The following is a 22,661-nucleotide window of genomic DNA, read 5'->3' on the forward strand; positions in this document are numbered from 1 at the left end:
AAAGTTAAGTCCAATGGTTAGAAGCTCAGGTTGATTCCGAATGTGTACATTCTTGTAGGCGGATACCAGTCGCCTGTTTCGGGGTCGTAGCCTTTGTAGTTGGTGATGCAGAACAGGTTGGTGCCTGTGGCATAAAGGCGTACGTTGTCGAGGAACAGTTTCCTGGCTGTTTTGAGCGGCAGGTTGTATGCCAACGTCAGGGAAGACAAGCGCAGGAACGAAGAGCTTTGTACGGCATAGTCCGAATCGCCCACGCCAAAGCGGGGATATTTATTATCGCCGAGTACACCGATTACGCGGGGTATATTGGTGTTGGTATTTTCGGGTGTCCAGGCATTCAGGAGGTCGGTGCTTGCAATGCTATTGCCTATGCTGCCCAGTAATGACTCGTAGTATGGACTGAGTTTCTTTCCTCCATACGAGTAGTTGAACACGGCGTTGAGTTCGAAGCCTTTGTATGAGAGGTCGGTTGAGAAACCTCCGTAGAATTTGGGGTCGGTAGAACCCACGATGTATTTATCGGCTTCGGTGATGGTTTTGCTTCCGTCGGCATCGAAGATATACAAGTCGCCCGGGTTTACGTTACGGCCGTTAAAGTCGATGGTGTTCAGCCATGCCATATCGCCGGCCTGTGCTACGCCACCCGATTTGTAGGTGTAGATGGTGTTTCTGGACTTGCCGAGGAAAAGATTACCTTCTTTTTGCACTACCTGGTCGCTGCTTATGTTATACAGTGCGTCCATATCTTCGAATAGCCGGGTTACTTTGTTCTTATCGGCCGAGATGTTTCCCGATAGTGTCCACTGGAAGTCTTTGGTTTGGATAAGGGTAGCGCTCAACGAAAGCTCGATCCCTTTGTTCTCGATGGCTCCGATATTCTCGATGGCTTCTTTAAATCCGGAAGTCGTAGGAAGGGAGCGTTTCATCAACAGGTCGTCGTTTTTGATGTAGAAGGCATCAATAGATGCGCGAAGACGGTTGTTCAGGAAGGCCATGTCGACACCTATGTTCAGCTGCTTTTGTTCTTCCCAGCTTACGTCTTCGGTTCCTCTTCTTCCGTTCGAGGTATAGGCCACCTGATTGTCTTTGATGGATGGGTAGTACAGGCTGCGGTAGGCATAGTTGTCTATGTTCTGGTTACCTACGATACCATAGCCTACGCGTAGTTTAAGGATATCGAATACCTTTTGGTCTTCCATGAAAGCCTCTCCTGCTATGTTCCAGGCGGCAGAGAAGGATGGGAATAGACCCCACTGATGTCCTTTGGCGAATTTAGAAGAACCGTCGTAACGTGCCGTAACTGTCAGGTAGTATTTCTGCGCATAGTTGTAGTTGAAGCGTAGTAAATAGGATACGAGTGTTTCGGTAATGAAGTCGGAACCCATCTGGAGTTGTTCTTTGTCGGAGCCGCTACCAATGTTGTAGTACGAGAAGTCGTCGGTGGCAAAACCGTAGGTGTTGAGGTAGGTGTACTGACGGCTTGTTTTGCTCATACTTGTACCAAAGAGTCCGGTGATGCTGTGTTTATCGAACTTGGTGTCGTAGCTCACGGTGTTGTCCCATTGCCAGTTGGTACGGCCATCTTTGTTGTGTTTGGCCTCGCCTTTTGTTCCGTAGCGGGTGGACTCGTATATGGCTTTCGGTGTGTATTTGTACTCGGATTGTTCTACGTAGTCGAGGGAGAAGGTGGAACGGATGTTCAATCCTTTGATGGGGTTGATGTTGATGAAGTTCGAGGATAGGACACGGTTTCTGATGCGGTCGTTATCTATCAGTAAAGAACGCAGGGGATTAAAGAAGGTGTTATTGAATTTATTTCCGTAAACCAACAGGTCCATATCGGGATCAATGGGTTGCAGAGGGTTACCGTTGCGGGCATTGTCGAAGATATAGTCATCTACACGTTCGTCTTCGGTACGGGTGAAGGAGGTATTGGTACCTATTTTAATCCAGGGTTTTACTTCATGTTCTGCATTGAAGCGGCCGGTATAGCGGGTTTGGCCTACATTCTTGATAACGCCTTTAAGGTCGGAATAGCCGAAGCTAACGTAGTAGGTGCTCTTGTCCGAACCGCCCGAGAAGCCTAGTGAATGGCTTTGTTGGATTCCTGTGCGGGTGATCTCGTCCAACCAGTCGTATTCTTTTCCGTTTTTATAGGAGTCGCGTTCGAAGTCAACGTATACTTCGTTTGTTCCGTTCAGGATGTTTGTTTCGAACTCGTTCCAGTTGCTATTGGGGTTGTGGATCATGTGGCCGTTGAAGTAGGCTTGTCCGCGAAGTTCGTAGAGTTGTTTGGCATTCATCGTTTCGGGGGTATTGGCATACTTCTGGAAGCCTATCCAACCGTCGTACGTGATCTTTCCTTCGCCTCTTTTCCCTTTTTTGGTGGTGATAAGTACCACACCGTTTGCTCCGCGCGAACCGTAGAGTGCGGTTGCCGAGGCGTCTTTGAGGACTTCAATAGAGGCTACATCGTTGACGTTGACGCTGTTGAATCCGGCATATTGGTTGTCCATCACCAAACCGTCGACTACGTAGATGGGGTCGGTTCCGGTATTGATGGTATTGATACCGCGTACACGGATCGATGTATCGTCGCCGGGGCGGGTTCCGGTTGAAACGAGTACACCGGCTACACGTCCTTGCAGGGCTTGGGTTACGTTGGTAACGGGGCGCTCGGTCAGTGTTTTGGCAGTTACGCTACCGACGGCTCCGGTGAGGTCGCTCTTCTTGAAAGAAGCTCCTACTACGACTACTTCATCGAGGAGTTTGGAGTCGGCCCGGAGGGATACGTTGATTACACGTTGTCCGTTTACTTTCACTTCTTTGCTGTCGTAGCCCATATAGCTGAATACCAGGGTTGCATCGGAAGGGGCGGAGATGGTATAGTTACCATCGAAATCGGTGATGGTTCCGTTGGTGGTGCCTTTCACCATGACGCTTCCTCCAAGTAGGGTCTCGGACGAATCTGCATCGGTTACTTTGCCGGTTACGGTTATATTCTGGGCGGAAAGGTTGTATGCCCAAAACATAAACAGGATTAAACTCAGGATTTTTACTTTTTTCATAATATCATTGTATTAAAGGATTTTTGTTGTTTATTCTGTTTGGAGTATGATTGTATCTTGTTATCTGTGGGGGAACGGAGCACCCGTCCCGGGGCGGTTCATTGGCTGCACCGCCGAAGCAGACCAACGAACTGATGTTATATTTGTTATCTTTACCTATTGACATGGCGGTTTTTCACGATTAGGATTAATCAATTTGCTGGGACGAAAATAGGTAGTTAGAATGAAGGGGACGGGAAAGATGCGCTGAATTCTTTGTAATTTTTGCAGCAAAGGGGCGTAAAGGGGATTAATTTGCGCAAATTTTATATTGGATTGAGCGGATGTTATAATATGGATTGAGCGGATGTTTTATTGGGTTGAGCGGATGTTATAATATGGGATATCAAATATTTTAAGCAGCGAGGCGCTGTACTCAGGTTTAGCTAACGCTGATCGTTGGTTCCATGCGGCGCGTTAGGGTAAGCGTTTTTGCATATTACGAATAAAAAAGGAAATCTATCTGTAGGGCTGAAAGCCTGTAACATTTAGCCTGGGGTTAGTGAGCGTAGCGAACGCAGCCCCAGGGGGACGAGGCGTCCCAGCCAGGTGAGTTCTGTAAGAACGGTATATACACTCAATCTCTTTGTATATCGTTCTTACAGAACTCTCTGCATGAATTATTCTTATACCTGGGGCTGCGCTCGTTCCTCGCTGACCCCAGGCTAAATCTAACAGGCTTTCAGCCTTACAGATAGATTGGTGTACTTCATCTTTTATATTGAACTTATGTTGAACTTGTATTGGGTTTGTATTGAACTTATACTGAGCTTGTATTGAACTTATGTTGAACTCACATTAAATAAATTGCATTACCTTAAAGAATAAAGAACCTTTTTTGTTCGATCAGCACTCCAAAGGTTTATCTCTTTAATATGTATATAGGGTAAAATGAGTACAAAATGATTGCATTTAATCGCTTTTGCTTACCAATCAATCTTTAAAAACACCTCTCCCAGAAGAGGAATAAAGGCAAAAAACATTATACTACCACATAAACCGGTGTTTGAAACAGGCATAACGATCAAATGAAACTTGCATTTCGGTTTTAAGAAAGTACCTCGGGAGTGAAATGCTACTAGCATTTGATCGATGAGAAAGTTTCTCAAGATTGAAATGGTACTAGCATTTGATAAAGAAGATACTTTCGGGAAGAAAAAGCGGGAATTAAACGGGTGTGTTTTGCTGGAAGAGGACTTTAAACAAACAATTCGCGATTGACATTTTAATCACAATAAGAGAGATCATAAGATTATTGAAACAGAAAACAGCAATACAACAACATCATACTATATAAATAGCATTTTACACAACCTTTTGACCCACCCAAAACCCTACTACAACAATTCCCTTCCCCCTCACCCTTGCCCAGACGCCAAACACGCCATTCTGATGACCTTCAAATACCAATATGTCAATTCCTGACACATTGATATTCATGCCGGCGCTACGGTTTATTCCCCTGGCTCTGCCGTTCGAACTCCTTCGGCGTCATACCAAACTGTTTCAGGAACAGCTTACTGAAATAAGAATTAGAATTAATCCCCACCATCTCACAGATTTCGCCCATGCGGTACTTTCCCTCTTGAATCAGCTCGGCAGCCTTCTTTAACCGGATCAAACGGATAAAATCTACCGGCGAAAGATTAAACAGGATCTTGATTTTCCGCAACAGATTGGAACGACTCATGCAAAGGATATCGGCCAAACGTTCGACATTGAAATTCTCGTCCACAATATTCTCCTGAATGGTCCGGATTACTTTTTCCATAAATTCCTCATCCGCCTTGTTCATCTGCATATTGCGCACCGGGAAGAACGGGCGCTTGGAGAATGCCTCACGCTCCTTACGCCGGTTGTTGAGCAAAGACAAGACCTGCGTTTTCAGGTAATTGAACGCGAACGGCTTCTCTACATACGCCTCCGCCCCGATCTTTAAACCATTGATCTTGCTTTCCAGGTCGTTCTTGGCCGTGAGGAAGATGACCGGTATGTGGCAGATATCCATATCAGATTTAATCTCCCGGCACAACTCCCAGCCGTTCATAACGGGCATCATAATATCGCTAATCACCAGGTCTATCTGACTGTTGTGCAGAATGTCAAGCGCCTCCCGTCCGTTCCGCGCCGTCTCTACCGTGAACGAAGCCTCCAACCGCTCGCGGATAAAAGAAAGCATCATTTCGTTATCTTCCACCAACAGCAGCGTATACCCCTGCATGTTCTCCTGTTCGGTCGTCACGTCTTCGTCCAGCGTCACGGTGTACTCTTCCACCGTTGGGTTGGCCTGCAATTGCACCGCCTCCCTGTCCAGAGGAATTTCGAGTACAAAGGCATTTTGCGGATGCCCCGTGTCGAGGTAAAGCAACCCCTTATGAAGCGTGGCCAACGATCTCGCCAAGGGCAGTCCGATGCCCACTCCGGCAACCGAAGCATCTTTCTTAGCCCCCTGATAGAAGGGTTCGAAGATTTGCTGACTATCGCCCGGCAGTATCTTATCGCCATCGCTAACCACGCGCACGGTGAATTTCAGGTCATCCCTTGTCAGCTCCACCAAAATGGTGCGTTCGGCGTACTTCAAGGCGTTGTTCAGTAGGTTGCTGAGTATTTTCGTCACCGCCTCTTTATCTATCGACACCCAGATCTCTTCCTCCGGCACGTGGATCAGTAGCTCTTTCTTGTTTTGCAGAATGGTGGGTTCGAAACGTGCGATGGTTTCGTTCAGCAACGCCGTTATATCTACCGTTTCGGGCTTGAGCTGGAACTTGTTGACCCCGATTTTCTGGAAATCGAGCAACTGCCCCACCAGGTTGAGCAAGCGCTTGGTGTTCTGCCCGATCACTTGCAGGTTTCGGTTGATCTTCGTGTCCTCAATCTCCATTTCCTGCAACGTTTCCAGCGGACCGTTAATCAGCGTCAGCGGCGTGCGCACCTCGTGGGCAATCTCGGTGAAGAAACTAACCTTCGACTCATACAGTTCCTTTTCCTTCTCCACCTCAAAGAGTTTCTGCCGTTCTTCCATTTGCCGCTCCTTACGCCGCCTGTACCACAGGAACCAACCCACGACGATGCAAATGCACAGGAGCGTATACAAAAGATAGGCCCAGAACGACAACCACCACGGTGGCAAAATGGAAATAACCATAGAGCGGGTCGACGGATCGCCCGAACCGCCATGCGTGGCCTTCACTTTAAACACATAATCGCCCGGAGGCAGCTTGGCATACGAAATGTTCTGGTTACTGGCCGCCCTGATCCAGTCGCGGTCCAACGGCTCCATCATGTAGTAGTACTGATTGGCCTCGGCGGTGGAGTAACTCAACAGGGCCACATCGAAACTGATATTCGACTGATCGTACGGAAGCACAATCTTGTCGGTATGAACAATGCACTCCTTCAGCGGCGAGCCGGGCGTGTGCACCGTTACCTCTTCGTTATAAATGCTGAACTTCGAAATGTAAATAGGCGGGCGATAGTCCGACCGCTCGGGCGTGTTCGGGTCGAAGGCAATCAAGCCGTCTATTCCCCCGAAGTAAAACCGACCGTTGCGGGCCTTCAAGGCCGATTTATAGTTGAACTGATTGCCCAGCAAACCGTCTTTCGTGGTAAACACACGTATGTCGTTTGTCTCCGGGTTGAACCTCACCAACCCCTTGTTCGTTCCGAACCACAGGTTCCCGCGGTCGTCTTCGAGGATTTTGTAAGCCACATCATCGGGCATACCTTCCTTCACGGAGAAGGTGGTAAAGTCGTCCGTGTCGCGATTGTAACGGCAAATCCCGCCCCGGTCCGTCGAGAACCAGATGCGCCCCTTACTATCTTTCATCACCGAACTGACAGAGTTGGAACGCAACGTCCGTCCGTCGCCCTCGATACTGGAATAATGCTTAAAGCTATCTTCCTGCCTGTTATACTTAAACACACCGCTACTCAGCGAGGTAAACCACAGCGTACCGTCGTCCTCTTCGAGTATATCGAATATCCAACTATACCCCACATCTTCGAGCCTGTTAAAGCGAAAGGTGTTAGGCTCGGCACGGTACAATCCCCATCCGGCACCCACCCATTTGTAGCCCCGGCTATCTATGTAGCAGAAGTAAACGCTGCCCTCCTCGATATTCAGGTCTTCATTGCTATACGTCGTCACCTTTTCGCCGGGCAAGTGAATGATGTCCAGCCCCTGTTTGAACAGCCCGCAGTAGATATCTTCGCCATAGGTGGCCATAGATAGCGTAATGAGGTGCGCTTTGCTGCCCGGCTTATTGTATCGCACCTGCCGCACTTCGCCGTTAGCCGGGTTGAGTACGTTGATGCCGTCGTCTTCCGTACCGATCCAGATATTCCCGCGCGAATCTTCGGTCAACTCGCGTATCCGCTTGGTGCTTAAGGAGTGTCCGTCACTTCCGGGCACATATTTGTCGAACTGTAAATCGCGGTGGGGCAGGTAGTTGATTCCACCAAACATGGTTCCGATCCAGATACCCCCTTCGCGGTCGCGGTACATGGTATAAATCATCTTGTCCGACAGGCTGAAAGAGCGCATCAGGTCTTCTTTCAAGTGAACGACTTTGTTCTTTGCCTCATCGACCACAAACAGACCTTTGTGCGTACCGATCCAAAGCTCGTTGTCGAAACTCACTACTTTCTGTATAAACGTATCGCTCATGCCCGGCAGGTAGATGTCCTGGAACACATTCGTCTGCGGATTGTACTTCTTTACTTCACCTTCGTGCACAGTAATGGCTATGCAGTCGCCATAATCGCATATCGAGCTGATGTTTTTGCCCTGCAATGAGTTGCCGTATTTATCTTCTGTATATTGCTTGAAGGAGTCGGTCGCCGGATTATAACAGAACAACTCAACGCCCCACGAGCCTACCCACACCTCGCCATTGCGGCGTACACAGATGCAGTTGGGTCCCCGGTTGGTATCCATTTTATCGGTAGTGGCATAATAGCGAAGCGTTGAATCGCGGTAGCAGAACACCCCCCGGCTGGGAACGACGATCCAGATATTACCTACTGAATCGCCTACGATATCGGCCACCCAGTTATCCATCACCATGCCGTCTTCGGTTACATCGTCTATCACCGTAAATATATCCGTCCGCGGGTTGTACAGGAAAACGCCCTTATCGGTTCCGACCCATAGGTTGCGGTCTTTGTCTTCAAAAAGAGCGGTAATGTTGTGGTTGCCTTTTCCGGCCACATAGTCATCGCAATCCATCTGCACGATAGACGTACCATCGAAACGGTTCAATCCGTTCTTCGTTCCAAACCACATGAAGCCGTAGCTATCTTGAATAATGGCTTTTACGTTACTCTGTGATAGTCCGTTCTCGCCGGAAATGTGGGAAAAGTAATAGTGGGTGAGGTCTTTATCGGCAGCATGAACGAATGCAGTTAGGGATAGGCTGAATAAGGCTAAGATGAATGTTTTCATAGTTATTGTCGTGGGCGGTTCGCGAACCGCCCCTACAAATGGTTAATTATATAATCAGAATAAACTCCAGGCAACCGTAAGCCCAGCCATAACGATAGCCACCATGCTCATCAGTTTAATCAGGATGTTCAAACTAGGACCCGATGTATCCTTAAACGGATCACCCACGGTATCTCCTACTACAGTTGCTTTATGAACCTCCGAACCTTTGCCGCCATGATTGCCCTCTTCAATATATTTCTTGGCATTATCCCATGCACCACCGGAGTTAGCCATAAATATAGCCAGTACAAACCCAGTGCTCAGACCACCAACAAGCAGCCCCATAACACCGGTTACACCAAACAGAAGCCCCGTAACAACAGGAGCGGCAATAGCAAGAATAGAAGGAACAATCATTTCCCTTTGTGCACCCTTGGTAGAAATCTCCACGCAACGGGCATAGTCGGGTTCGGCTTTTCCTTCAAGAATACCTTTGATCTCGCGGAACTGGCGGCGGACTTCCTCAACCATATCGGCAGCAGCACGACCTACGGCATTCATCGTTAATCCACAGAAAAGGAAGGCCATCATCGACCCAATAAACATACCGACCAGTACCTTAGGATTCATCAGCGTAACCTCGTACCACTCCATGAACGTAGTAAACGAAGCAGCATGAAGTTGCTCGACCGTTACGGAAAGGTTGCTGGTTATAGCCACCAATCCGTCTTGTGCGTTCTCTGCCAAACGGATCAAACCTATCTTGATCTCTTCGATGTACGATGCCAACAGCGCCAAACCAGTCAGCGCAGCCGAACCAATAGCGAAGCCCTTGCCTGTAGCGGCAGTGGTGTTGCCCAACGAGTCGAGCGCATCGGTGCGTTTACGTACTTCGGCTCCCAAACCCGACATTTCGGCGTTTCCACCTGCGTTATCGGCAATAGGCCCGTAAGCATCCGTAGCCAGCGTATAGCCCAGTGTAGATAGCATACCCACAGCGGCAATACCAATGCCATACAGTCCCATACCCACGTTCGCAAAGTCAAAGCCCGAGGCAAAATAGAACGAAGCAATTACCCCCACAACTACAGCCAATACAGGAATAACAGTCGAAACCATTCCCAACCCCAATCCGGAGATGATTACAGTTGCCGGACCAGTCTTTCCTGCATCCGCCACCCGTTGGGTGGGCTTATATGAATGAGAAGTATAATACTCCGTACCCTGTCCGATAACAATACCCACCAACAGTCCAACGACTACGGAGCAGGATATCCATTGCCAGTTAGGCATATCGAGCAGATACATAATACCGAAGGTTGCCACTACAATCAGTGCAGAGCTTAGGTTTGTACCAAACGATAGCGATTTGAGTAGCATCTTCATCGTGGCGTTTTCTTTTGTCTTCACCGCAAAGATGCCTATAATAGATAAGAATATGCCCACGGCGGCAATCAGCATAGGGGCTATTACCGCTTTGGTTTGTAGTTCCACGTTGCCGGAAGTTGCAAATGCTGCCGCTCCCAGTGCTGCTGTGGCGAGGATAGATCCGCAATACGATTCGTAAAGGTCGGCACCCATTCCGGCTACATCACCTACGTTATCGCCTACATTATCGGCAATGGTTGCCGGGTTGCGTGGGTCGTCTTCGGGAATTCCGGCTTCAACCTTACCTACCAGGTCGGCACCCACATCGGCTGCTTTGGTATAGATACCTCCACCTACGCGTGCAAACAGTGCCTGTGTAGAGGCTCCCATTCCGAACGTCAGCATGGTGGTGGTTATGATAGTTAACTTTTCGGGGGTTTCGGGCAGTACGTAGCTAAGAAGAAGATACCAAAAAGCAATATCGAACAGCCCCAGTCCTACCACTACCAGTCCCATCACCGCACCGCTACGGAAGGCTACCTGCAAACCGCTGTTCAGCGATTGACGGGCTGCATTGGCCGTACGCGCAGAGGCGTAAGTAGCCGTCTTCATACCCAGGAATCCGGCCAAACCCGAGAAGAAACCTCCTGTAAGGAAAGCCACCGGCACCCAGTTGTTTTGTAAGCCAAACCAAGCCATAATACCAAAGATGATTGCCATCACAATGAACACGGCAATCACCACCTTGTACTGTTGCTTAAGATAAGACATAGCACCTACACGCACGTGCTTGGCTATTTTCTTCATAACATCGGTACCTTCGTCCTGTTTCATCATCCACCGGAAGAAATAGTACGCGAAACCAAGAGCAAGAAGAGAGGCTACAGGAATGAGCCAGAAGAGTAAACTATCCATAGAATTAAATGTTTAAAAAGGTTATATCTCTCAAAATTATTGATTTCGATTGGAATTAACAACTTAAATAAGACAATTATCGCAACAAAAAAAGGCGGCAATCTTCCGACTGTCGCCTTTTATGTCTTTCAACCTCACTTAATGAGGATATAAGTTATTCAGCAATTTCTTCTGCAACAGGTTCTGCACCAAAACCAAGTACTGGAATGAAGATGAATGACAAGAGGATCAAACCAACTGTGAATCCAACACCTTTTCCAAATCTCTTCGACAAATCATTCATCAGAAGGATAACGAAATAGATATTCACAACCGGAACGAAAAGCATAACGATTTTCCAAACCTCTGTCCATTTCAATGCTTGAGCCAATACAATCATGTTGTAAATTGGAATAATTGCTTTCCAACCAGCTTCACCTAGTTTCTCAAAAATCTTCCACATACCTACGATAATAAGTATGTTAATAATAAGACCAATCATAATTTTGTTGTTTATAATTTGCGCTTGTTGTCCCAATACAAGCTATTAAATAAATAGTAAGTGCGGAACATTGCCAGGATAGGTAGGCAACACTTCACTGTTAATTTCATATAAGATTACGCAAATATATATAAAGTCCCCTATTCAGACCAAAAGAAAGTGAAAGAAAAACCACTTTCCATTCATTAAAACATTCTACTTACGCGTTCAATGCCTTGCGTCAACACATCAACTTCTTCTTTTGTATTATAAACAGCAAACGAAGCGCGAACAGTTCCTTCAATTCCAAAACGTTGCATTAAAGGTTGAGCGCAATGATGACCCGTACGAACGGCAATACCCAACCTATCGAGTAGCGTCCCCATATCGAAGTGGTGAATATCGCCAACCAGGAAAGAAATGACACTACCTTTATGCTCCGCCTCACCATAAATACGCAGTCCTTCGATGGCTTTCAGACGCTCGGTAGCATACCGGGTCAACTCATGTTCGTAAATAGCGATCTTATCCAAACCGATAGCCGTCATGTAATCCAGCGCTTTTGCCAAAGCAGTTGTACCGATATAATCCGGCGTTCCGGCCTCAAACTTGAAAGGAAGTTCATTGAAGGTAGTCCGCTCAAAGCTAACGTGCTGTATCATCTCTCCCCCTCCTTGATAGGGTGGAAGCCGATCCAACCAGTTCTCCTTGCCATAAAGAACACCAATACCTGTAGGACCATACATTTTATGACTGGAGAATGCATAGAAGTCTGCATCAAGTTCTTGCACATCCACCTGCATATGGGGAACGGATTGGGCGCCGTCAATCAAGACCGGAACCTCATGGTCGTGTGCAATCCGGATCAGTTCTTTCACCGGATTAACCGTGCCCAACACATTAGATACATGCGTTACACTTACCAGCTTCGTGCGTTCGGAGAAAAGCTTCTCGTATTCATCCATCAACAACTCTCCCTTGGCATTGATAGGAATCACTTTAATAGCAATGCCTTTACGGGCAGCAAGCAACTGCCAGGGCACAATATTACTGTGGTGTTCCATGGTGGAGATAATCACTTCATCTCCTTCCTGCATGAATTCTTCGCCGAAACTAAAGGCCAACAGATTGATAGATTCAGTTGTACCGCGGGTAAAAACCACTTCGCTAATGCTACGGGCATTGATGAATTTACTTACCGCCTCGCGCGAACCTTCGTGAAGTTCTGTGGCCTGTTGCGACAAGAAGTGAACCCCACGGTGGACATTGGCATTTACAGAATAATATTCATCAACAATAGACTCAACTACCTGACGCGGTTTCTGAGTCGTAGCAGCATTATCAAAGTAGATCAGCGGCTTGCCGTATACCTCGCGTTGCAGAATAGGGAAATCCTGCCTTATTTTCTGTATATCTATCATCTTATTTCTCTTTACATATGGCACAACCCTGGCATTTGGCCAACTCTCCACGGAAACGTTTCTCTACGAGTTGATGCAAACGGTCTTTCAGCGGCTCCAAACGGATGGTATCTATCACCTCGTTGACGAAAGCAAACATCAACAACAACCGTGCTTCTTTTTCGGCTATACCACGGGTACGCATGTAGAACAAGGCATTATCGTCCAACTGACCAACGGTAGCACCGTGACTACATTTCACATCATCCGCATAGATTTCTAATTGTGGTTGGGTATACATGCGAGCCTGGCGTGTAGCGCAAAGGTTACGGTTTGTCTGCTGCGAGTTGGTGTGTTGCGCACCGGGACGAACCAGTACCGTACCGGCAAAAGCGCCCACCGATTCCTCATCCAACACGTACTTATAGAGTTCATTGCTATTACAGTTAGGTACGGCATGGTCTATAAACGTGTGGTTATCGACATGTTGGTTTTTATCTTCAATAGCCATTCCACAAAGGCTGACTTCTGCTCTTTCGCCTGCCAGTGTCACCTGGGTAGTATTACGGGTAGTTCCATTATGCAGGGTCATAGCATTGTGCAACACACTGCTCGACTCTTCTTGCTTTACATACAGATTACTGATACGCACGGAACTGGTGTGTGTTTCTTCCAACTCATAGAGGTCGAAGACTGCATCTTTACCTACAAATACTTCAACGACCTGTGTCGCCAGAAAGTTCAGGCTATCCATAGCATGGTCGCAAACCAACAGGCGGGCTTGTGCACCGTCTTCAATAACGATCAGCACCCGGCGGTTGACCATGAAGTCGACATCGGCACGAAGGATATTCACGATTTGAATCGGACGCTCAACGACTACATTCTTTGGTACATAAAAGAATACACCGTCTTGGGCAAAGGCGGTATTAAAAGCGGTGACCGGATCTTTTGATGTATCGGCGAGTTGGCCATAGTATTTCTTTACCAACTCCGGGTGTTGCCGGGCAACCTCTTTCAGGCTACCGAATATAACGCCTTCGGGAAGGTTTGACTTAGGTAGCTCCTGATTATAGAATGCATCGTTCACTACGAAGTACAGGGAGGTACTCATATTGGGTACATCGCACTTGAATACTTCGTAAGGGTTAACCGGAATGGCCAGACGTTTCAAGTTAAGGCCATAGTCTGGTGCAAAGTACTTGCTTATATCGGTATATTTGTATCTCTCTACTTTCTTTGTAGGAAAGCCCTGTTTCTCAAAGTCAGCCATAGCTGCTGCACGGGGAGCATTCAGCACATCAGCACTATGCTGGCATATCATACTCTCGGTCTGAGAAAAGAGATCAATGTATTGTTGTTCTATGTTCATACCATTTATATTAGACGATTTACGATTTACTATCTACGATTGAAATTACTAACCTCAATTCATGAATAGGCTTTTATCCAATTTACTAACTCCAATCGTAAATAGTAAATCGTCTAATCGTAAATAATCTTACTCTCCTACTTCCTCCTTAATCCAGTCATACCCACGCTTTTCCAATTCCAGAGCTAACTCCGGTCCTGCGGTCTTCACAATACGTCCTTTATAGAGCACATGCACAACATCCGGCTTGATATAATCCAGCAAACGTTGGTAGTGAGTGATAACGATATAACTGTTTTCCGGTGATTTTAGTTTGTTTACTCCTTCGGCTACCACACGCAGAGCGTCGATATCCAATCCGGAGTCTGTTTCGTCAAGGATGCTCAACCGAGGCTCCAGCATAGCCATCTGGAAGATCTCATTGCGCTTCTTCTCTCCACCGCTGAAACCCTCATTTACACTGCGGTTAGCCAGTTTATTATCGAGTTCCACAACTGCACGCTTTTCACGCATCAGTTTCAAGAATTCACTTGCCGATAGTGGAGGCAGTTCCTTATACTTACGTTGCTCGTTTACGGCAGCACGCATAAAGTTTACCATGCTCACTCCCGGAATCTCTACCGGATATTGGAAAGACAAGAATAAGCCCTCGTGACTACGGTCTTCCGGACTAAGTTCCAGTAAGTCTTTTCCTTGAAAACGCACGCTGCCTTTGGTCACCTCAAAAGCTGGATTGCCCACAAGTACACTACTCAACGTGCTCTTACCCGAACCATTAGGCCCCATGATAGCATGTACCTCGCCCGCATTCACTTCAAGATTAATACCTTTCAGAATCTCTTTCCCGTTGATACTTGCATGCAAGTCCTTTATCTCTAACATCATATTATTTACAATTTAACTATTTACGATTTACGATTGGGATTACTATTGTTTATTTTTGATTTGACCATTTACGATTTAGCTCTCATTTACTCTACCAGTTTCAATCGTAAATAGTAAATCGTCAAATAGTAAATCACCCTACACTGCCTTCCAATGAGATAGACAACAACTTCTGGGCTTCCACGGCAAACTCCATCGGAAGCTTATTTAATACCTCTTTAGCATATCCATTAACAATCAGGCCAACAGCATCTTCGGTGGATATACCTCGCTGGTTACAATAGAAGATCTGATCTTCACTGATCTTGCTCGTGGTAGCTTCATGTTCCACAATAGCCGTATGGTTATGAATATCCATATACGGGAAAGTATGTGCACCACATTGGTCACCAAGTAACAAAGAGTCGCACTGGCTGTAATTACGGGCATTCTCCGCTTTCTCGGCTACACGTACCAATCCACGATAAGAGTTTTCGCTTTTGCCGGCTGATATACCTTTACTTACAATCGTACTGCGGGTATTCTTTCCCAGATGTATCATCTTTGTACCCGTATCGGCTTGCTGATAGTTGTTGGTTACTGCGACACTATAGAATTCGGCAGTAGAATTATCACCGGCAAGGATACAAGAAGGATATTTCCAGGTAATCGCACTACCCGTTTCTACCTGAGTCCAGGACAGTTTACTATCCACACCTTTACAGTTTCCACGTTTGGTTACGAAGTTGTACACCCCGCCTTTTCCTTGCGTATCGCCCGGATACCAGTTCTGTACCGTACTGTATTTAACCTCCGCCCGGTCGTGCACAATGATTTCCACAATAGCAGCATGCAACTGATTCTCATCACGCATCGGAGCTGTGCACCCTTCCAGATAAGAAACATACGAGTCGTCATCGGCCACAATGAGCGTACGCTCGAACTGTCCGGTATTGGCGGCATTGATACGGAAATAGGTTGAAAGTTCCATCGGGCAACGTACCCCTTTCGGTATATATACGAATGAACCGTCAGAGAATACGGCAGAGTTCAAAGCGGCAAAGAAATTATCGCGGTAGCCTACCACAGACCCCATGTATTTCTTTACCAGGTCGGGATGCTCGCGTACCGCCTCGCTGAAAGAGCAGAATATAATTCCTTTCTCTAATAAGGTTTCCTTGAAAGTGGTTTTAACTGATACCGAGTCCATCACAGCATCTACTGCCATACCACTCAGCGCCATTTGTTCTTCCAAAGGGATGCCCAGCTTATTGAATGTCTTGATTAGTTCAGGGTCTACTTCATCCAGGCTCTTCGGACCTTCCTTTTTCTTTGGGGCGGCGTAATATGAGATGGCTTGATAATCTATTTCGGGTATCCGCAGGTGCGCCCAGGTTGGCATTTCCATCGTCAGCCAGTGCTGATAGGCTTTCAGGCGAAATTCCAATAGCCATTCCGGTTCTTCCTTCTTTGCGGATATGATGCGAACCACATCTTCATTGAGTCCTTTCTCAATGATTTCGGTATGTACATCGGTGGTGAAACCGTATTTGTACTTTTCCTGTGTGAATTCTTTTACATATTTATTGGGTTCTTCTTGCTGCATAATTCTGGTTATATGGTAATATATTCGTTCGTAATATCCTTAGCAACAGGGAAAAAGCTGCTAATGATGTCTTTTATAGGATAATATAACATGGACTCTTCCTTTTTTGTTTGACTTATCACCCGATTGTCGGTATCGAGGTAATCGAGTACATTGATCAATAGTCCTACAATAAGCACCCATTTTATCACTCCAAGAAGGACACCTAAGAAATGGTTGAGTGCTTTGAGTGAGAGCATTTCCGCCGCATGGGTCAGGAGTGAGGCAACTAACGTAAACAACAGAGGGATAATGATCCATATAGCGATAAAGGCAATAATCTGAAGTATGGTCATTGATGCACTGGGGATATACATAGATAATTTCTCTGCTACTACCAGATAAAGAGCCCTGGCAGCAAGAAATCCAATGATCAGTCCGGCTACGGATGCCAGCTGATGGATAAAGCCGCGCATAAATCCCCGGATGGCTCCGGCTCCGATGATTATAAGTATGATTATGTCTATTAATCCCATTGCTTATTCTAAAAAAGAACACGGATGACACGGAGCTTAATCCACGTCATCCGCGTTGGTTATATTAGTTTATTGTAGGGGGTGCCTACAAAATTCTTTCCACCACCTCCCCCTTCGGGTACTCCTCCTCAAAAAGGAGGAGAGTTCCATTCGGCATCGAAACTTGGGTGCCCGGCCTCGGGGTCAGCATCGAAACTTGGATGCAGCGCCTTGGGGCTATAGGGTTTGTTTTACTTCAATTTCTTCGTACGATTCAATGAAGTCACCCACCTTGATATCGTGGTAGTTCACCAGACTGATACCACATTCGTAGTTGGTTGCCACTTCTTTCACATCGTCTTTGAAGCGTTTCAGTGCATTGATATTACCTGTATGGATAACGATACCGTCGCGGATGAGGCGTGCTTTATCCGAGCGTTTCACCTTACCCTCTTTCACCATCGCTCCGGCCACTGTACCCACCTTGGTGATATTGAAGACTTCGCGTACTTCGATAGTAGCTGTGATTTCTTCTTTCACCTCAGGAGCAAGCATACCTTCCATTGCGGCTTTCACTTCCTCGATAGCTGCGTAGATTACGGAGTACAAGCGAACGTCAACCCCTTCTTGTTCGGCATATTTGCGTGCCGCACTTGATGGGCGTACCTGGAATCCGATGATAATCGCATCCGAAGCGGCTGCCAGTGTAACGTCCGATTCTGAGATCTGTCCCACACCTTTGTGGATTACATTCACCTGAATCTGCTCTGTAGATAGCTTGATCAACGAGTCGCTCAATGCCTCAATAGAACCGTCCACGTCACCCTTAACGATAACATTAAGTTCTTTAAAGTTACCCAGTGCAATACGGCGTCCAAGTTCGTCGAGCGTAAGGATCTTCTGCGTACGCAGACCTTGTTCGCGCTGCAATTGTTCGCGTTTATTGGTGATTTCGCGTGCTTCCTGTTCCGTATCGATCACATGGAATGTGTCTCCCGCAGTAGGCGCACCATTCAAACCAAGTATCAATACCGGTTCCGAAGGCCCTGCCTTTTCAATGCGTTGGTTACGTTCGTTGAACATCGCTTTTACACGTCCGTAGTGTGTTCCTGCCAGTACGATGTCTCCCATCTTCAATGTACCATTGGCAACGAGTACGGTAGCTACATAGCCACGCCCTTTATCAAGTGTCGATTCAATGATCGAACCTGTGGCGTTTCTGTTCGGGTTTGCTCTCAGATCAAGCATTTCTGCTTCAAGCAATACTTTCTCTAACAGTTCGTGAACGCCTATACCTTTTTTAGCGGAGATATCCTGAGACTGGTATTTACCTCCCCAATCTTCTACCAGGAAGTTCATCTGTGCAAGTCCTTCTTTAATCTTTTCCGGGTTTGCTGTTGGCTTATCTATCTTATTGATTGCAAAGACAATGGGTACACCTGCCGCTGTAGCATGATTGATCGCTTCTTTCGTCTGAGGCATGATGTCGTCATCGGCTGCTGCAATAATAATCGCAATATCGGTTGCTTTAGCACCACGGGCACGCATCGCGGTAAATGCTTCGTGACCCGGAGTATCAAGGAATGTGATGCGTCTGCCATCTTCCAACTTCACGTTGTATGCTCCGATGTGCTGTGTAATACCTCCGGCTTCACCGGCAATTACGTTCGCCTTACGAACATAGTCGAGCAAGGATGTTTTACCGTGGTCAACGTGTCCCATTACGGTTACGATCGGTGCACGTGGAACCAGATCTTCCGGCGCATCTTCTTCTTCAATGATGGCGTTGGATACTTCGGCGCTTACATATTCTGTTTTGAATCCGAATTCTTCGGCTACCAGGTTGATAGTTTCTGCATCCAGACGTTGGTTGATGGATACCATCATACCGATGCTCATACAGGTTGCGATAACCTGGTTTACAGAGATATTCATCATGGTTGCCAACTCGTTGGCTGTTACGAATTCGGTAATCTTCAATACCTTGCTGTCTGCGCTTTGCTGGTCATCCAACTCCTGTTGACGGTTGTATGCCGTTTCACGTTTTTCCTTACGGTATTTCGCTCCTTTGTTCTTTCCTTTTGTGGTGAGGCGAGCCAGTGTTTCTTTTACTTGTTTTGCAACATCTTCTTCGCTAACCTCCTGCTTAACAAGCGGTTTCTTGAAGCGGTCTTTGTTGCCACGGTGTTTATTGTTCTGGTTTTGGCTCTGGCCTTGACCTTGTCCTTGTCCACCACCCGGTCTTTGTCCTTGTCCACCGCCTTGTTGATTTCCGCCTCTGCCTCTTTCGCTGTTAGGAACAGGACGTGCAAAGTTTGACGCATTGTTAATATCAACCTTTTCTTTTGTATTGTTGATACGGCTACGTTTTTTCTTGTTTGCACTATCAGCCGATTCTTGCTTGTTCAGCGTACTGTCTTCCTTGCGGATTTCTTTGATGATGGCCTCTTTCATCAACTTGCGTTGATCCTGACGGGCTTTATCTTTATCTTCGCGTTCTTTACGCTTTTCTTCTTTCGATTTTTTCTTCGGACGGGTGTTCTGGTTCAATGCAGCGAGGTCGATCTGACCAATTACATTGATCTTAGACACAATCTCAGTCGGACGTATTTTAAAGATATCATCTTCCTCTACGTTATTGTTGTTCGACTCTACCACCGAGGGTACTTCTTCTGCTACTTTCGCTTCCACTTCCACTGCTTCTTCCTTAACAGGCTGTGGTTTAGGTTGAGCTGGAGTTTCAACTTCCGGTTTTTTCTCTTCTACTACTATTTCCACTTCTTCTTTTTCTACCGGTTTTACTACAACTTCTTCTTTAATCTCGGGTTGAGCCACGGGTTCTACCACTTTCTCTACCACAGGTTCTATTACTTTTTCTTCTTGTTTTTGTTCTACCACAGGTGTAGGCGCCGGAGTTGGTTCCGGAGCGGGTGCTGGTTCTGGCTTTGGAGCAGGTGCCGGTGCAGGTGTTGGTTTCACCTCTGCCACAGGAGCAGCTTCTTTACGGCCCTTCAGCGCATCGAGATCAATCTTCCCTACAGGTTTGAACTTCGGACGTGATTCCTCGGGAACCTCAGTCTTGATTACATTGTCTGTTTTAGGTTTCTCCACCTCTCTTTCATACCCATCAATCGCAACAGATGCTTTGTTGCGGTCTTTATTTTGACGTTCCTGTATGAAACGCTCAGATTCAAGTCTAAGATTTTTGTCGGTGCTGAACTCTTTTACAAGTATAGCGTATTGTTCTTCTGTAATTTTAGTATTGGGGTTTGCCTCGATAGCATGCCCTTTCTTTTGCAGAAACTCGACTACCGTCGATATTCCTACGTTTAAATCTCTTGTAACTTTGTTTAACCTAATCGTCATACTTAAATTTTAGTTGAGAGTTGAGAATGGAGAATTGAGAATTAATATTTTACCGTATGGTTATGGTTAGAGAGTCGAAAATGATATGTTCATTCTCAATTCTCAATTTTCAATTCTCAATTATTCTTCGAACTCCGATTTCAATATTCGCAATACCTCGTCTATCGTTTCCTCTTCCAAATCGGTCTTTTCTATCAACATCTCGCGAGGTGCATTTAATACAGCTTTCGCTGTGTCTAAACCAATTGACTTGATGGCATTGATTACCCATTCGTCAATTTCGTCGTTGAATTCATCCAGATAGATGTCTTCGTCCATTCCTTGTTCATCCAGTTCGCGGAATACATCGATGGTGTACTCGGTCAGCATACTTGCCAACTTGATGTTCAAACCACCTTTACCGATGGCCAGTGATACTTCTTCGGGTTTGAGGAATACTTCTGCTTTGCGTTCTTCTTCGTTCAAACGGATTGAAGATACACGGGCAGGGCTTAACGCACGTTGGATAAACAGCGAAACGTTGGATGTGAAGTTAATCACGTCGATGTTTTCGTTGCGTAGCTCGCGTACGATACCGTGGATACGGCTTCCTTTTACTCCGACACAGGCTCCTACCGGATCAATTCTGTCGTCGTAGGATTCTACTGCGATCTTGGCACGTTCGCCGGGGATACGCGCAATCTTGCGAATGGTGATCAGTCCGTCGTTGATTTCGGGGACTTCCATCTCAAATAAACGCTGCAAGAATACGGGCGATGTACGCGACAGGATGATTTTAGGGTTGTTGTTCCGGTTGTCTACCCGGGCAACTACTGCACGTGCAGTTTCTCCCTTACGGTAGAAGTCGCTCGGTATCTGTTCTGTTTTGGGCAGTAACAATTCGTTGCCTTCATCGTCAATGAGGAGCATTTCCTTTTTCCATATCTGGTACACTTCCGCGCTAACGATAGTGCCTACCTTATCGGTATATTTATTATATATGCTGTCTTTTTCAAGTTCGAGTATTTTTGAGGCCAATGTCTGACGGAGGTTCAGGATGGCACGGCGTCCGAAGTCTGCGAAGTGCACTTCGTCGGTCACCTCTTCTCCCACTTCGAACGAAGCATCTATCTGTTGTGCTTCTGTGAGTGAGATTTGCAGGTTGGGGTCTTCCAGTTCATCATCGGCCACGACCTCACGGTTACGCCAGATTTCGAAGTCTCCTTTGTCGGGGTTTACGATCACGTCATAATTTTCATCAGTGCCAAACATCTTAGCGATTACACTACGGAACGACTCTTCGAGTACACTTACCATCGTGGTTCTATCGATATTTTTCAGTTCTTTAAATTCCGAAAACGTATCTATCAGACTGATTACTTCCTTTTTCTTGGCCATAATTTACTTGAAACTAATTAAATATTTAGTGTATTTTACTTCATCATAGGTGAAGGTTTCGTCTTCTGCCATGAGTTTCGGGCGTTTTGAACCTTCGGTTTTTACTTTCTTTTCTACTGCAACAGTGAAGTCCGCTTCGTTCACGTCTTTAAGTACACCGCTTAGTTTACGGCCTGCTTTGGTCAATACTTCCACTTCTTCGTCGATGTGGTTGTAGTATTGCTGCAACACTTTGAATGGTTGTCCGATTCCGGCGGAACCGACTTCCAGTTCATAGTCTTCTTCTTCTCTGTTTAGTTTTGATTCAATGTAGCGGCTTAGTTCAACGCAGTCTTCGATCCAAACGCCTTCTGCGTGGTCTATCTCTACCACAATCCTGTCATCGGGGCTGACAGTTACATCCACCAAAAAATAGTTTTTCCCGCCGAGCCATTCCTCAACGATTTTACTAACTGTACTTTTTTCTATCATTGACTAACTGTATAAGAATAAAAAAGAGGAGCCTGCCGCCCCTCCTCCTTCATCCATTTCGGCGGCAAAGATAGGAAATAATACATTCAGAAACAAACTATTAGGATAAAATATTTGGAATATATAGGGATAAAGGATTTATTTTATATATAAAGGTATGGATTGCACGCCCAAATTTACGTAAGTTTGATATATTGGAGTGCAAAAGATGTGGATGTATACAATGTGCATGGTGTACAAAGATGTGTATCTGTAAGGCTGAAAGCCTGTAAGATTTAGCCTGGGGTCAGCGAACGAAGTGAGTGCAGCCCCAGGTTAAAAGATTTGCGACGAGGAGTGCTGAAAGCACGATATATAAAGACATTCGGCTTGTATACCGTTCTTACAGAACTCCTTGCCTGCGGTGGTTCACTGTCCTGGGGCTGCGTTCGCTATG

Annotated in this window: 12 protein-coding genes; all 12 read right to left on the reverse strand. The window is 46.3% G+C overall.

Features of this window, described 5'->3' with window-relative positions; genetic code table 11:
* Window positions 1-17 precede the first annotated feature (17 nt).
* Window positions 18-3,068 carry a TonB-dependent receptor gene (locus tag D0T87_RS00325; RefSeq protein ID WP_163171703.1) on the reverse strand — a complete coding sequence of 1,017 codons (3,051 nt, stop codon included), beginning with the start codon at window positions 3,066-3,068 and terminating at the stop codon, window positions 18-20.
* Window positions 3,069-4,554: 1,486 nt separating this feature from the next.
* Window positions 4,555-8,550 (reverse strand): two-component regulator propeller domain-containing protein, encoded by a 3,996-nt coding sequence (locus D0T87_RS00330; RefSeq protein WP_163171705.1) that lies wholly within the window; start codon window positions 8,548-8,550, stop codon window positions 4,555-4,557.
* Window positions 8,551-8,604: 54 nt separating this feature from the next.
* Window positions 8,605-10,815 carry a sodium-translocating pyrophosphatase gene (locus D0T87_RS00335; protein WP_163171707.1) on the reverse strand — a complete coding sequence of 737 codons (2,211 nt, stop codon included), beginning with the start codon at window positions 10,813-10,815 and terminating at the stop codon, window positions 8,605-8,607.
* Window positions 10,816-10,969: 154 nt separating this feature from the next.
* Window positions 10,970-11,296, reverse strand: a complete 327-nt coding sequence (locus D0T87_RS00340; protein WP_163171709.1) for a DUF5684 domain-containing protein — start codon at window positions 11,294-11,296, stop codon at window positions 10,970-10,972.
* 185 nt (window positions 11,297-11,481) lie between these two features.
* Complete coding sequence (locus D0T87_RS00345; RefSeq protein ID WP_163171711.1) at window positions 11,482-12,696, reverse strand: aminotransferase class V-fold PLP-dependent enzyme; 1,215 nt, start codon at window positions 12,694-12,696, stop codon at window positions 11,482-11,484.
* A gap of 1 nt (window position 12,697) precedes the next feature.
* Window positions 12,698-14,047 carry a Fe-S cluster assembly protein SufD gene (gene sufD, locus D0T87_RS00350; RefSeq protein WP_163171713.1) on the reverse strand — a complete coding sequence of 450 codons (1,350 nt, stop codon included), beginning with the start codon at window positions 14,045-14,047 and terminating at the stop codon, window positions 12,698-12,700.
* Between the two features lie 129 nt (window positions 14,048-14,176).
* Window positions 14,177-14,929: a Fe-S cluster assembly ATPase SufC gene (gene sufC, locus D0T87_RS00355; RefSeq protein WP_163172258.1), complete on the reverse strand. Its 753-nt coding sequence runs from the start codon at window positions 14,927-14,929 to the stop codon at window positions 14,177-14,179.
* A gap of 136 nt (window positions 14,930-15,065) precedes the next feature.
* Window positions 15,066-16,517 carry a Fe-S cluster assembly protein SufB gene (gene sufB, locus D0T87_RS00360; RefSeq protein WP_163171715.1) on the reverse strand — a complete coding sequence of 484 codons (1,452 nt, stop codon included), beginning with the start codon at window positions 16,515-16,517 and terminating at the stop codon, window positions 15,066-15,068.
* 8 nt (window positions 16,518-16,525) lie between these two features.
* The gene (locus D0T87_RS00365) at window positions 16,526-17,032 is read right to left on the reverse strand and encodes a CvpA family protein (RefSeq protein ID WP_163171717.1); all 507 of its coding nucleotides are present in this window, start codon (window positions 17,030-17,032) and stop codon (window positions 16,526-16,528) included.
* Between the two features lie 216 nt (window positions 17,033-17,248).
* On the reverse strand, window positions 17,249-20,377 hold the full coding sequence (gene infB, locus D0T87_RS00370) for a translation initiation factor IF-2 (protein ID WP_163171719.1): 3,129 nt from the start codon (window positions 20,375-20,377) through the stop codon (window positions 17,249-17,251).
* 120 nt (window positions 20,378-20,497) lie between these two features.
* Entirely contained in the window at window positions 20,498-21,754 is a 1,257-nt protein-coding gene (nusA, locus tag D0T87_RS00375) for a transcription termination factor NusA (protein ID WP_163171721.1), read from the reverse strand.
* Window positions 21,755-21,757: 3 nt separating this feature from the next.
* Window positions 21,758-22,225, reverse strand: coding sequence for a ribosome assembly cofactor RimP (gene rimP / locus D0T87_RS00380; RefSeq protein WP_163171723.1), 468 nt, complete (start codon window positions 22,223-22,225; stop codon window positions 21,758-21,760).
* Window positions 22,226-22,661: the final 436 nt, after the last annotated feature.

The organism is Bacteroides sp. 51 (assembly GCF_010500965.1).
In the GTDB taxonomy this organism is placed as follows: Bacteria; Bacteroidota; Bacteroidia; order Bacteroidales; family Bacteroidaceae; genus Bacteroides.

Excerpts from the sequence above, each read along its gene's own strand:
- D0T87_RS00325 (WP_163171703.1), bottom strand. The coding sequence starts at position 3,068 with ATGAAAAAAGTAAAAATCCTGAGTTTAATCCTGTTTATGTTTTGGGCA.
- D0T87_RS00330 (WP_163171705.1), bottom strand. The coding sequence starts at position 8,550 with ATGAAAACATTCATCTTAGCCTTATTCAGCCTATCCCTAACTGCATTC.
- D0T87_RS00335 (WP_163171707.1), bottom strand. The coding sequence starts at position 10,815 with ATGGATAGTTTACTCTTCTGGCTCATTCCTGTAGCCTCTCTTCTTGCT.
- D0T87_RS00340 (WP_163171709.1), bottom strand. The coding sequence starts at position 11,296 with ATGATTGGTCTTATTATTAACATACTTATTATCGTAGGTATGTGGAAG.
- D0T87_RS00345 (WP_163171711.1), bottom strand. The coding sequence starts at position 12,696 with ATGATAGATATACAGAAAATAAGGCAGGATTTCCCTATTCTGCAACGC.
- sufD (WP_163171713.1), bottom strand. The coding sequence starts at position 14,047 with ATGAACATAGAACAACAATACATTGATCTCTTTTCTCAGACCGAGAGT.
- sufC (WP_163172258.1), bottom strand. The coding sequence starts at position 14,929 with ATGTTAGAGATAAAGGACTTGCATGCAAGTATCAACGGGAAAGAGATT.
- sufB (WP_163171715.1), bottom strand. The coding sequence starts at position 16,517 with ATGCAGCAAGAAGAACCCAATAAATATGTAAAAGAATTCACACAGGAA.
- D0T87_RS00365 (WP_163171717.1), bottom strand. The coding sequence starts at position 17,032 with ATGGGATTAATAGACATAATCATACTTATAATCATCGGAGCCGGAGCC.
- infB (WP_163171719.1), bottom strand. The coding sequence starts at position 20,377 with ATGACGATTAGGTTAAACAAAGTTACAAGAGATTTAAACGTAGGAATA.
- nusA (WP_163171721.1), bottom strand. The coding sequence starts at position 21,754 with ATGGCCAAGAAAAAGGAAGTAATCAGTCTGATAGATACGTTTTCGGAA.
- rimP (WP_163171723.1), bottom strand. The coding sequence starts at position 22,225 with ATGATAGAAAAAAGTACAGTTAGTAAAATCGTTGAGGAATGGCTCGGC.